Below are 12461 nucleotides of genomic sequence, written 5' to 3' on the forward strand. Positions count from 1 at the left end.
CCGCGTAACCATGCTCGGCGATGTGGTCATGCATCTGCCCGAGCGGGTCTCCGAACCCGAGCGCGTCCGCATCACCGGCATCATCGACCCACGCCTATTCGGCAACGGCGACACGCAGAACCGGGAGGGGAGCGTCAACCCCCTGCCCGGCTTCCCGGGTGTCGCGAAGCCCAAGACCGGGGTAGGAGCGCGCCCCGCGGCAAGGCTTCACGACCCGAGTAACCCTGGCGCCGAGAACGATGGCGGCCGTGGCCTTTGCCGGCCTGCTCGTCGCCATTCTGCGCAGCGACGAGGTGCGCGGGATACTTTTCGACCTCGTGCAGCGCGCGCTCACCTTCGGCGGCTGAGCGCATGCTGTACCGCCAGCGGGGCAGCGTCACGGCCGAGTTCGCTGCGGTCGTGCCCGCCGTCATGCTCATCCTCGCTCTCTGCCTCGGCGGCCTGCAGCTCTCGACCCGTCAGCTGCGGGTGCAGGACGCCGCCGCGCTCGCCGCGAGGAGCGCCGCCCGGGGTGCTTCCTTCGACGCCGCCGCGCTCGTGCCCGGGGCGTCAACGAGGATCGAGCGGCGCGGCAACCTCGTCTGCGCCGCCATCACCGTGGCGGGGACGCCCCTGGCCGGCGTCCTCGGTGCGATCGAGATCTCAGCGTCCAGTTGCGCGTTCGCCGGCGGCGGATGAGCCTGCGCGCCGAGACCCGGCTCCGGAGAGCACTGCGCGCCGAATCCGGTGCCGGCTCGGTGCTCGGCATCGCGGTCGTGAGCGCGATCCTCGCCGTGGTTCTCCTCGTCGTACCTCTTTATAGCGTGCTCGTCGCGAGGGGCTGGGCGACGGCCGCCGCGGATGCCGCCGCGCTCGCCGCAGCGGACGTCGCGGTCGGGATCGCACCGGGTGTTCCGTGCTCCACTGCGGCATCCGTTGCGAAGATCAATCGCGCGGTGGTGACGGAATGTCAGGCAGATGGGGTTATGGTGACCGTGAGGGTCAGCATCCCGGTTCTCGGGTTCCCGGTGTCGGCGACCGCCACGGCGGGACCACCCGCCATGGCACCGTGACGAGTGCGCGCGCTGATTCTGTGTGTATGGTGTCCCCTGTTGCAGTAACTGAAGCCCGTAAGGAGTCGCGTGCCCGGCACGAAGAAACTGGTCATCGTCGAGTCGCCGGCGAAGGCCAAGACCATCGCCCAGTATCTTGGCGACGGCTACGAGGTGCAGGCCTCGGTCGGTCACATCCGCGACCTCATCGAGCCGAAGAACCTCCCGCCCGAGCTCAAGAAGGGTTCTCTCGGCAAGTTCTCGGTCGACGTGGAGAACGGGTTCGAGCCGTACTACGTCGTCTCCGACCAGAAGCGCAAGACCGTCGCCGACCTCAAGCGCGCCCTCAAGGACGCCGACGAGCTCTACCTCGCGACAGATGAGGACCGCGAGGGCGAGGCGATCGCCTGGCACCTGCTGCAGGTGCTGAACCCCAAGGTCCCGGTGAAGCGCATGGTCTTCCACGAGATCACGAAGGACGCCATCGAGCACGCCCGCGACAACACCCGTGACATCGACACGGCGCTCGTCGACGCGCAGGAGACGCGGCGCATCCTCGACCGGCTCTACGGCTACGAGGTCTCGCCGGTGCTCTGGCGCAAGGTCGGGCCCGGCCTCTCCGCCGGCCGCGTGCAGTCCGCAGCGACGAGGCTCGTGGTGGATCGCGAACGCGAGCGACTCGCCTTCGTGAGCGCCGCCTACTGGGACCTGCTCGCGCAGCTCGCGCCGCAGGCCTCGAGCGACTCCTTCGAGTCGCGACTCGTCCGCCTCGATGGCGGGCGCATCGCCACCGGCCGCGACTTCGACGACCTCGGCACGCTCAAGGTCGGCGCCGTCTCCCTCGACGAGGCCGCAGCGGAGGCGCTCGCCTCTGCGCTGCGCGAAGACTCGACGACGTTCACGGTCAGCTCGGTCGAGTCGAAGCCGTACACCCGTCGCCCAGCGGCGCCATTCACGACCTCGACCATGCAGCAGGAGGCCGCGCGCAAGCTGCGGTTCTCCGCCCGCCAGACCATGAGCGTCGCCCAGGGCCTCTACGAGAACGGCTACATCACCTATATGCGTACCGACTCGCCTGCGCTTTCGCAGCAGGCGATCACCGCGGCCCGCACCCAGGCCAGCGCGCTCTACGGCGCCGACAGCATCCCGGAGAAGCCGCGTGTGTATGCCGGGAAGTCCAAGAACGCGCAGGAAGCGCACGAGGCGATCCGCCCATCCGGCGACACGTTCCGCACGCCCGGCCAGCTCGAGGGCACCCTGCGCGGCAACGACTGGAAACTCTACGACCTCATCTGGAAGCGCACCGTGGCCTCCCAGATGGCGGATGCCAAGGGCTCGACCGCGACCGTCACGATCGCCGGAAAGACGACGGATGCCCTGGCCGAGTTCGTGGCGAGCGGCACGGTCATCACCTTCCGCGGCTTCCTCGCCGCCTACGAGGAGGGACACGACGAGGAGCGCAACGAGTCGGCGGAACCCGCCGAGGCGAAGCTCCCCGCCCTCGCCGAGGGCCAGGTGCTCGAGCTGCGCGAGGTGGAGGCGAAAGGTCACGAGACCTCACCGCCGCCGCGCTACACCGAGGCGAGCCTCATCAAGACGCTCGAAGAGCTCGGCATCGGCCGCCCATCCACCTTCACCTCGATCATCTCGACGATCATCGACCGCGGCTATGTGACGCCCCGCGGCACCGCACTCGTTCCGAGCTGGATCGCGTTCTCCGTCGTGCGTCTGCTCGAGGACTACTTCACCGAGCTCGTGCAGTACGACTTCACCGCCGGCATGGAGAACGATCTCGACCGCATCGCGGACGGTAGTGAGAAGAGGGTCGACTGGCTCAACAGCTTTTACTTCGGCGGCCCCGACTACAAGGGCCTCCGCAACGTCATCGACAACCTCGGGGAGATCGACGCGAAGACGATCAACTCGATCCCGCTCGACGACCTGGTGACCCTGCGCATCGGCAAGTACGGCCCCTACCTCGAGGTCATCGACCCGGATGCCGCCCCCGACGCCAAACCGCGCCGCGTCAACATCCCGGATGAGCTGGCTCCCGACGAGCTCACGCTGGCGAAGGCCCACGAGCTCATCGATGCGCCCGTCGTCGTGGACCGGGTGATCGGCATCAACCCGGAGAACGGCAAGGAGATCGTCGCGAAGAACGGTCGCTACGGTCCATACGTGACCGAGCTCGAGCCGGAGCCGCCCGCTTCTCCGGTCGAGCCGCCCGCTTCTCCGGTCGAGCCCGTCGAGACCGTCGACCCGCTCACAGGCGAGGTCACCGAAAAGCCTAAAAAGAAACCGGCCAAGAAGAAGTCGACCGCGCCCAAGCCGCGCACCGCATCCCTCTTCGCCTCGATGGATCTCGCCACGATCGACCTCGAGACCGCCCTTCGCCTGCTGAACCTGCCGCGCGTCGTCGGGCAGGACCCGGAGACCGGTGAGGACATCACCGCACAGAACGGCAAGTTCGGCCCCTACCTCAAGAAGGGCACCGACTCCCGCTCGCTCACGACCGAGGAGCAGATCTTCGACCTCGACCTCCAGGGCGCACTCGAGATCTTCGCCCAGCCGAAGTACGGCGCACGCCGCCCGTCGAGCGCACTCAAGGAGTTCGATGCGGATCCGGAGAGCGGCAAGCCCATCAAGGTCAAGGACGGCCGGTTCGGCCCCTACGTGACCGACGGCGTGACCAACGCGACGATCCCGCGCGGCGAAACCGTCGAGGACATCGACTTCGAGCGGGCTGTTCAGCTGCTCGCCGACAAGCGGGCGAAGGGTCCTGCGAAGCCGAAGGCCAAGAAGCCGGCCGCCAGGAAATCTGCGGCGAAGAAGCCGGCAGCCAAGAAGCCGGCCGCCAAGAAGCCGGCCGCGAAGTAGCAGCGATGCGCGGGCTCTTCATCACCTTCGAGGGGGGCGACGGCTCCGGAAAGTCGACGCAGTCGGCCCTGCTCGTCGAGTGGCTCGAGCAGCAGGGCCGCACGGTCGTCACGACGAGGGAGCCGGGCGGCACAGAGCTCGGCGAGGAACTGCGCGAGATCGTCCTGCACAGCCGCGGCCACATCACGCCGAAGTCGGAGGCGCTCATCTATGCGGCCGACCGCGCCCACCACATCGCGACGAAGGTGCGGCCGGCGATCGACTGCGGCGACATCGTCGTGCAGGACCGCTACCTCGACTCCTCCGTCGCCTACCAGGGCGTCGCGCGGGGGCTCGGCGCGAAGGAGGTCCGGGACGTCTCGCTGTGGGCGACCGACGGGCTCCTTCCCGACCTCACGATCCTGCTCGACCTCGACGAGTCCGTCGGACGGGACCGGATGTCGTCCCGCACGAAGTACGACCGGCTCGAAGCGGAGGAGCGCGAGTTCCATGCCACCGTCCGCGCCGCCTACCTCGACCTCGCTGCCGCCGAGCCGGGAAGGTTCCTCGTGATCGACGCCACGGAGGAGGTCCCGGAGATCGCGGCGAACATCCGGGACCGTGTCGCAGCACTTCTCGGCTGAGACTCCCTATGCTTGCGCGTATGTCACTGTGGGATGAGCTGACCGGCCAGCCCGAGGCCATCGCCGTCTTCCGCGCGGCGGCATCCGGCGTCACGCAGGCCGACGCGCCCCAGGCCGACTCGATGACGCACTCCTGGCTCATCACCGGGCCGCCCGGATCCGGGCGCTCGAACCTCGCCTACGCCTTCGCCGCGGCGCTCCTCAGCCCTGGGAACCCGGAGGGGGACGAGGCGACCAGGCGCCAGGTGGAGGCGCGAACGCATCCGGATCTGGGCGTGCTCAGCACCGAGCGGGTCATCATCTCGATCGACGAGGTGCGTGCGCTCGTGACGAGTTCGCAGTTCTCGCCGTCGGTGGGCCGCTACCGCGTCATGATCATCGAGGACGCCGACCGGATGACCGAGCGCACTTCCAACGTGCTGCTCAAGGCACTCGAGGAGCCCCCGCCGCGCACCGTCTGGATCCTGTGCGCCCCGAGCGAGGCCGACCTCATCCCGACCGTGCGATCGCGGGTGCGCAGTGTCAGACTGCGGGTGCCGGCGCTCGCGGATGTCGCCGACCTCATCGCGCGGCGCGACGGCGTCGACCCCGCGCTCGCCCTGCGCGCGGCGAGGGAGGCCCAGAGCCATATCGGGATGGCGCATCGACTCGCGACGAACGAGGATGCGTGCGTCCGTCGCGAACGCACCCTGCAGGCGGCCCTCGGCATCCGCACCGTGTCGGACGCCGTGATCGCGGCGGGGGCGCTGCTGGAGATGGCGACCGAGGATGCGAAGGCGATCACCGAGGAGCGGGATTCCGAGGAGCGCGAGGGCGCGCTGCGATCGCTCGGCATCGAGCCGGGCGGTACGATCCCGCCCGCGCTCAGGGCGCAGTTGCGGTCGCTCGAGGAGGACCAGAAGCGGCGGGCCACCCGGAGCCTTCGCGATGGGCTCGACCGCATCATGGTCGATCTGCTCTCGCTCTACCGCGACATCCTGCTGCTGCAGCTCGGTTCGGAGGTCGAGCCGATCAACCTCGAGATTCTCGACCGCTTGCGGGAGGCCGCGGGCGCGGCGACTCCGGAGCAGACGCTCGCCACCCTCGAGGCCATCTCGACCGCCCGCCGTCGCATCGACAGCAATGTCGCGCCGGCGCTCACCCTCGAGGCGATGCTCATCTCCGCCCGGCGGAGAATCAGCTCGTGACCCGCCGGAGGTGGCCGCTGCGGACCGCACTGGCTGTCGCGTGCCTCGCGTTCGTCGTCCCGCTCAGCGGCTGCGTCACCCTGTTCCTCCCACCCGCGCCGGAGCTCACCTCGAAGCCGACCGAGGAGAAGGTGGACGCCGCGCTCGTCCCGTACTACTCGCAGGTCCTCGCCTGGTCGAAGTGCGAGGGCAGCTTCCAGTGCGCGACCGCGACAGCGCCGCTCGACTGGAACGACCCCGCACGCGACTCCATCCACCTCGCACTCATCCGCTCGCCTGCGACCGGCTCACGGCTCGGTTCCCTGCTGGTGAACCCCGGAGGGCCGGGCGGCTCAGGGTACGACTTCATCCAGGACAGCCTGAACTACGCCGTCGACGCGAAGCTCACCGAACGCTACGACATCGTCGGCTTCGATCCGCGCGGCGTCAATCGCTCCTCCGCCGTCTCCTGCTACGACGACCCCTCCGAGCTCGACAACTTCCTCTACGAGCTCTCGCCCCGCGATCTCGGCCAGGATGCTCTCGTCGATCACATCGAGCAGACCTACGCCGATTTCGGCGCCGCGTGCCTCGAGCACACCGGGGAGCTGCTCGGCTATGTCGACACTGTGAGCGCCGCCCGCGACCTCGACCTGTTGAGGGCGATCCTGGGCGATACGAAACTCAACTACCTCGGGTACTCGTACGGGACCTTCCTCGGGGCGACCTACGCGGGTCTCTATCCGGAGAAGACCGGACGCCTCGTGCTCGACGGCGCACTCGACCCGGCGACGACCGACTTCGATGTGACGCTCACGCAGGCGAAGGGTTTCGAGGATGCGGCGCGCGCCTACCTGGCCGACTGCCTCGCCGGCTCGGAGTGCCCGTTCCGGGGCACGGTCGACGCCGGCATGAAGCGCATCCGAACGCTGCTCGACCGGCTCGATGCGAGCCCGCTGCGGGCGAGCGACGACCGGATGCTGGGAAGCGACGCGATGTTCACCGCGATCATCCTGCCCCTCTACAGCCAGTCGAACTGGCCGTACCTGAGCGACCTCTTCACCGATGTGTTCGCGGGCAACGCCGACTACGCCTTCCAGCTCGCGGATGCGTACAACGGCCGCAACTCCGACGGCACCTACCAGGACAATTCCACCGAGGCCTTCATAGCCATCAACTGTCTCGACTACAGGCAGACGAGCACACGGGACACCCTGGCAGCGGAGGCGGCGGAGCTTGCGAGGGTGGCGCCGACATTCGGCCCGCAGATGTCATGGGGCGGTACCTCCTGCAGCGAGTGGCCGTTCCCCTCGACACGCGTTCGCGAGGCGATTCGGGCGCCGGGATCCGCGCCGATCCTCGTCGTCGGCACCACGAACGACCCGGCGACGCCGTACCAGTGGGCGGTGAATCTCGCCGATGAGCTGGAGAGCGGCCACCTCGTGACGTACCACGGCGAGGGGCACACGGCCTACAACAAGTCGAACTCGTGCGTGAACGACACGGTCGATGCCTACTTCATCGATGGGACGGTCCCGGCGGAGGACCCCGACTGCTGAGCCGGGCGCCCTGGCCCGGCTGAGATTGTGCAAAATTGCAGTCGGTGCAAGAATGGGCGCATGAGTGAGCCGGAGCCCGAACCGACCCCTGGCCTTCGCGAGCGCAAGCGGCGTGCCACGCGATCGGCGATCCAGGTCGCCATACTCGACCTGGCCGCCCGGCACGGCTACGACCAGGTCACGATCGACGAGGTCAGCGCTGCCGCCGACATCTCGCCACGCACCTTCTTCAACTACTTCTCCTCCAAAGACGACGCGGTCATCGGAGACTTCCCCTCGTTGCCCGAGCTTCCGGCCACGGCCGAGTTCCTCGCGGCGGGGCCGCGGGAGAGCATCTACGCGGGGCTCGGCCGGTTGCTGGATGCGGCATCCGGTGCCCTCGCGGAGGAGCGGATGCCGGAGGAGCGCCGCCGAGCGCTGCTGCGGGAGCACCCGGGGCTCTTCGCGAAGCGGATGGCATACCTGCACCGCTTCGAGGACGAACTGACCGGGATCATCGCCGAGCGCCTCGCCACCGACGATGCGACGATCGCCGGCGACGCCGCCGCCCTCCAGCGTCGTTCGCGGTTGCTCAGCCTCATCGGGCTCGCGGCCGTTCGCTACGCCTACCGCGCCTGGATCGGTGCGGAGGATGGGCGCTCGCTCGGCGACAACATCCTCGAGGCGTTCAGCGAACTCGAGGAGACGCTGGCACCAACGAGCCGGTCGTGATCGGCTAAGCTTTCATGCTGTGTCTCCTGCCTGCAGGAGGCCGGCCGCCTTAGCTCAGTCGGTAGAGCATCTCACTCGTAATGAGAAGGTCGTCAGTTCGATTCTGACAGGCGGCTCTCGCCCCCACTTCGTTTCCGCACTTCGTGTCCGCACTTCGGGGGACCGACACGCTGTTCCACCCCCCGATCGTGTGACAATCGGCGCAACAAAACGCCCCCAAAACAGGGGTTATCGACGCATCGGGGCTTGCCGCGGATTGCCTCCCCAGCCCTGGGGCCGTAGCGTTGAACCAGCGATTCGTTGGGGAACGGTCGCCAGGCACCTTCTGGGGGGAACTGTCGTGAAGCGCTCTGCTTTTCTCATCACCGTCTTCACGGCGGTGCTGACGCTCGTGCTGCCGTTCGTCGGCGGCAGTGGGCCGTCGCTGTTCGGCAACGCCAGTTCCGCCGGCGCCGTCCAGCAGACCGGACTCCCGATATTCGCGACCGCACCCATCGCAGCCACCACCGCATCCTCCTCCGCGCCGGTCGCACTCGCCTACGTCAACGAGGCGGTGCGCGTGGCGCAGCAGGATGCGCGGGCCAAAGAACTCAAGGTCGATTCCGAGCACCTCGCCCAGAAGCCCGTACCGAAGCCCGTCGTGGTCTCTCCTGCCGACCGGGCGAGCGGCACTGCCGCCCGCCGGGCCGCCGTGGTCGCCGCCGGTGGCAGCTGTCCAGGTCCCATCGGAGGTTCGACGAGTGGCGCGCCGAGCAAGGTCTCGTCCGGAGGGGTCGCCGGCACGACGAGCGCCGACCTGGCGTCGTTCGCTTCGACCTACAACGCCATCCGCGTCGCCAACTGCCTCGCTCCCGTCCCGATGAACCACATCCGCTACGACAGTTGCATGGAGACTCGCCTGTTCTGGATGGCGGAGGACCCGAGCGAGGACCCGTTGAGCGCGTGGGGCCACATGGGCTCGCAGCGCAGCGACGGTGTTCCGAGCCGCGGATGCGACGGCAACCTCGCCGGCGGGTACAACAACACCGGCGCGACGGTCGCCCAGAAGTGGTGGAACTCCCCGGCGCACCGCGCCTCGCTCTACCGGCCCACCTACACGGGCAGTACAGCCGGGGTCTGCATCTACTTCGCGATGACGCACGGCGGTATCCCGAACGAGCCTTACAGCTTCACCCGGGCCGCCGCGCGCTGGGGCGGCTGCTAGATTCCCTTCGTGGGAACGCTTCGCTGGGGCATCCTCGGGACCGGCTGGATCGCGCACGCCCAGACGGCGGATCTTCTGGCCAACGGCTTCACCGTCACCGCGGTCGGCTCGCGGACGATGGATGCCGCGGCGGCCTTCGCGGGCGAGTTCGGCATCCGCAAGGCCCACGCGAGCTATGAGGAACTCGTGGCGGACGACGAGGTCGATGTCGTCTACGTGTCGACGCCGCATCCGCTGCACGCCGCCAATGCGCTGCTCGCACTCGAGGCGGGCAGGCACGTGCTCGTCGAGAAACCATTCGCGCTGAACGCGCGCGAGGCGCGGCAGGTCATCGGCTTCGCCGAATCTCGCGGACTCATCGCCCTCGAGGCGATGTGGACGAGGTACCTCCCGACCATGGTGCGCCTGCGCGAACTCATCGCCGGCGGCGTGATCGGCGACGTGCGCACCCTCATCGCCGACCACGACCAGGTGCTCTCGGATGACCCGCTCGCCCGCGGCCTGAACCCCGATCTCGGCGGCGGGGCCCTGCTCGACCTCGGCATCTACCCCATCTCCTTCGCCTACGACCTGTTCGGTGCGCCGACCACCGTGCTCGCGAACGCCGCGATGACGGCGACCGGGGTCGACCGCCAGACGGCGATCGTGCTCGGGTTCGACGGCGGGCGGCAGGCCGTCATGCATGCGGCACTCGACACCCGCGGGCCGAACCGTGCGGTGGTGCTCGGCACGAAGGGACGCATCGAGCTCGACGCGGTGTGGTACACCGCGACCTCCTTCACCGTGTTCGACTCGGCCGGCGAGGTGATCGACCGCTACGACGAGCCGGTGAATGGCCGCGGGATGCACTTCCAGGCGGCCGAGCTCGAGCGACTCGTGGCCGGGGGGTTCACGGCCGGAAGCATCCTGCCGCCGTCGGAGACCGTGCAGATCATGGAGACGCTCGACGAGGTACGCCGTCAGATCGGCCTGACCTATCCGCAGGAGGGCTGAGGTCGCTGGCATCCGGCGCCCGGCGTGCGCAGTTATCATGGGCGAGTGAGTGACGAACAGCCCCTGACCCGTCGGGCAGCCCGTGAGGCCGCTGCCGGCAAGGGGAAGCGGCGTGCCCGATCGACTCCGCCCGCCGGGAGCGCCGCGCCGACGGAACCGGTCGCGACGGATCCGGCAGCCGCCCCCGCCCCGGCCTGGGCCGCCACGCCCACCGAGGTGATCGGTGGCGCTGGTCCCGGTGCCCAGGACGCTCAGGATGCGGGGGAGAAACGCGGCGGATTCCGCGCCGCCCTCGAGCGGCATCCGAACACCCTGATGTTCTCGGCCCTCGGAGTAATTTTCCTGCTGCTCGGCACCGGGGCGGTCTTCACCGGCATCGCCGTCGGCTCGGCGGAAGCGGCCGTTCCCCTCGAGACGCAGACGCCGACACCCGACCCGCCGCGAAACGTCCCCGCGGAGATCGCGTCGGCCTCGGCGCTGCGCACCTGCTCCATCGACTCGCTCACCGAGGACCCCCGCCTGTTGACCTTCGCGGGATCGGTCATCAACGTCACGACCGGCGAGGTGCTCTTCGACCGCTCCGCAGAAGACGGTGCCCCGCCCGCGAGCGTGCTCAAGGTGCTCACCGCCGCTGCAGCGCTCGCGACCATCGGGCCCGACTATCGGATGGCCACGCGCGTCTACGAGGGCAGCACCCCCGGCAGCATCGTGCTGGTCGGCGGCGGCGACCCGACCATCAGCGCACTGCCCGCCGGGGTCGAGAGCTTCTATCGTGGCGCCCCCAAGATGGATGATCTCGCGGCGAAGACCAAGACGGCCTGGGAGGCCGCGCATCCTGGCGAGGAGATCACCTCCGTCATCCTCGACGCCACCTACTGGGACCCGGCCGATAAGTGGGACCCGACCTGGGAGCGCAGCGAGCAGACCATCGGGTATCACTCGGAGGTCACGGCGCTCATGGTCGACGGAGACCGCGCCAATCCCCAGAAGGGGACCAGTCCGCGCAGTACCGACCCGATCGGCCGCGCCGGCAATGCGTTCGTCGCCGCCCTCGACCTGGGGCACCCCGTCGACATCAGCACAGGGGCGGCTCTCGCCGGCAAGCCGCTTCTCGCCGAAGTGAAGTCCCAGCCGATCAAGATCCTCATCGGGCAGATGCTCCTCACCTCGGACAACACGCTTGCCGAGATGATCGCCCGCGTCGTGTCGAAGGAGTCGGGCGCCGGCGGGACGGCAGCGTCCCTCGCCTCGGTCATCCCTGGATCGCTTGCCACCTATGGGCTCGACCCCGTCGGGGTGATCGTCCGGGATGGTTCCGGTCTGAGCGCGAACAGCGCTGTGGCACCGCTGTTCGTTGCCCAGCTCATGGCGAAGGTATACACAGGTGGCCAGGGACTCGACGTCATCAAAGCGGGGCTGCCCGTCGCCGGCAAGACCGGAAGCCTGGCGAGCCGGTTCACCGGCGCGAACGCCGTCGCACGGGGCAATGTCGTGGCGAAGACCGGCTGGATCAAGTCGTCGCGAACACTTGCCGGATGGGTCCATGCGACCGACGGGTCGGTGCTCTCCTTCGCGTTCTACGCCCTCGGCCCCGTTCAGGCGAACGCGACGGATGCGCTCGACACCGTCACCACCGGCGTCTACAACTGCGGCAACAACCTGTCAAACAACTGAACGGGGGAGGACTCATGGGCAAGGCACTCTTCATCATCGACGTGCAGAACGACTTCACCGAAGGAGGCGCGCTCGGGGTGGACGGCGGTGCGGCGGTCGCCGCCGGGATCACCTCCTACCTGCAGCAGCATCCGGATCACTACCAGCAGGTCTTCGCCTCCCGAGACTGGCACGATGCTGTCGGCGACAACGGCGGACACTTCGCGACCGACGGAGAACCGGACTATGTGACCACGTGGCCGGTGCACTGCGTCGCCGGCACGGAAGGCGCCGAATACCACCCGGCCCTCGACACGAGTGCCGTGACCGTTCACGTGCGCAAAGGCCAGGGTGTGCCGGCCTACTCAATCTTCGAGGGAACGACCGACGAGGGGAGCACCGTCGCCGACGCGCTCGAGGAGCTCGGCATCCTCGATATCGATGTCGTCGGGATCGCCACCGACTATTGCGTGCGCGCATCCGCCCTCGACGCACTCGAACTGGGCCGACACGTACGCGTGCTCACCGACCTCGTCGCCGGGGTCGCGGCGGAGAGCTCCGAGGCGGCGCTCGCCGAGCTCGGTCACGCGGGGGCGGAGCTCCTGACCTCAGAGCAGTCGGAGTCGATATCGCCCGAGTGAACC

10 protein-coding genes, 1 tRNA gene and 1 pseudogene are annotated in these 12461 nt (G+C 68.7%); all 12 read left to right on the forward strand.

Going from position 1 to position 12461, the window contains the following annotated elements:
* Window positions 1–236: 236 nt before the first annotated feature.
* Window positions 237–347, forward strand: a pseudogene (locus ABD678_RS05955) (DUF4244 domain-containing protein); the annotation flags it as partial.
* A 408-nt stretch (window positions 348–755) separates the two neighbouring features.
* A complete protein-coding gene (locus ABD678_RS05960; protein WP_344754715.1) occupies window positions 756–1052 on the forward strand; it encodes an Rv3654c family TadE-like protein in 297 nt (98 codons plus the stop codon).
* Between the two features lie 69 nt (window positions 1053–1121).
* A complete protein-coding gene (gene topA, locus ABD678_RS05965) occupies window positions 1122–3908 on the forward strand; it encodes a type I DNA topoisomerase (RefSeq protein WP_344754717.1) in 2787 nt (928 codons plus the stop codon).
* Between the two features lie 5 nt (window positions 3909–3913).
* The gene (gene tmk, locus ABD678_RS05970; RefSeq protein ID WP_344754719.1) at window positions 3914–4531 is read left to right on the forward strand and encodes a dTMP kinase; all 618 of its coding nucleotides are present in this window, start codon (window positions 3914–3916) and stop codon (window positions 4529–4531) included.
* Between the two features lie 20 nt (window positions 4532–4551).
* Window positions 4552–5718 carry a DNA polymerase III subunit delta' gene (locus tag ABD678_RS05975; protein ID WP_344754721.1) on the forward strand — a complete coding sequence of 389 codons (1167 nt, stop codon included), beginning with the start codon at window positions 4552–4554 and terminating at the stop codon, window positions 5716–5718.
* Window positions 5715–7256: an alpha/beta hydrolase gene (locus ABD678_RS05980; protein WP_344754723.1), complete on the forward strand. Its 1542-nt coding sequence runs from the start codon at window positions 5715–5717 to the stop codon at window positions 7254–7256. The genes ABD678_RS05975 and ABD678_RS05980 overlap by 4 nt, the downstream gene beginning before the upstream one ends.
* 60 nt (window positions 7257–7316) lie before the next feature.
* Window positions 7317–7967, forward strand: a complete 651-nt coding sequence (locus tag ABD678_RS05985) for a TetR family transcriptional regulator (protein WP_344754725.1) — start codon at window positions 7317–7319, stop codon at window positions 7965–7967.
* Window positions 7968–8010: 43 nt separating this feature from the next.
* Window positions 8011–8083, forward strand: a tRNA-Thr gene (locus tag ABD678_RS05990).
* Window positions 8084–8307: 224 nt separating this feature from the next.
* Window positions 8308–9171, forward strand: coding sequence for a CAP domain-containing protein (locus tag ABD678_RS05995; protein WP_344754727.1), 864 nt, complete (start codon window positions 8308–8310; stop codon window positions 9169–9171).
* 9 nt (window positions 9172–9180) lie between these two features.
* Window positions 9181–10164 (forward strand): Gfo/Idh/MocA family protein, encoded by a 984-nt coding sequence (locus ABD678_RS06000; protein WP_344754729.1) that lies wholly within the window; start codon window positions 9181–9183, stop codon window positions 10162–10164.
* Window positions 10165–10209: 45 nt separating this feature from the next.
* The gene (locus ABD678_RS06005; RefSeq protein WP_344754731.1) at window positions 10210–11838 is read left to right on the forward strand and encodes a D-alanyl-D-alanine carboxypeptidase/D-alanyl-D-alanine-endopeptidase; all 1629 of its coding nucleotides are present in this window, start codon (window positions 10210–10212) and stop codon (window positions 11836–11838) included.
* A gap of 14 nt (window positions 11839–11852) precedes the next feature.
* The gene (locus tag ABD678_RS06010; protein WP_344754733.1) at window positions 11853–12458 is read left to right on the forward strand and encodes an isochorismatase family protein; all 606 of its coding nucleotides are present in this window, start codon (window positions 11853–11855) and stop codon (window positions 12456–12458) included.
* Window positions 12459–12461 lie beyond the last annotated feature (3 nt).

The organism is Leifsonella bigeumensis, assembly GCF_039537265.1.
GTDB lineage: Bacteria > Actinomycetota > Actinomycetes > Actinomycetales > Microbacteriaceae > Terrimesophilobacter > Terrimesophilobacter bigeumensis.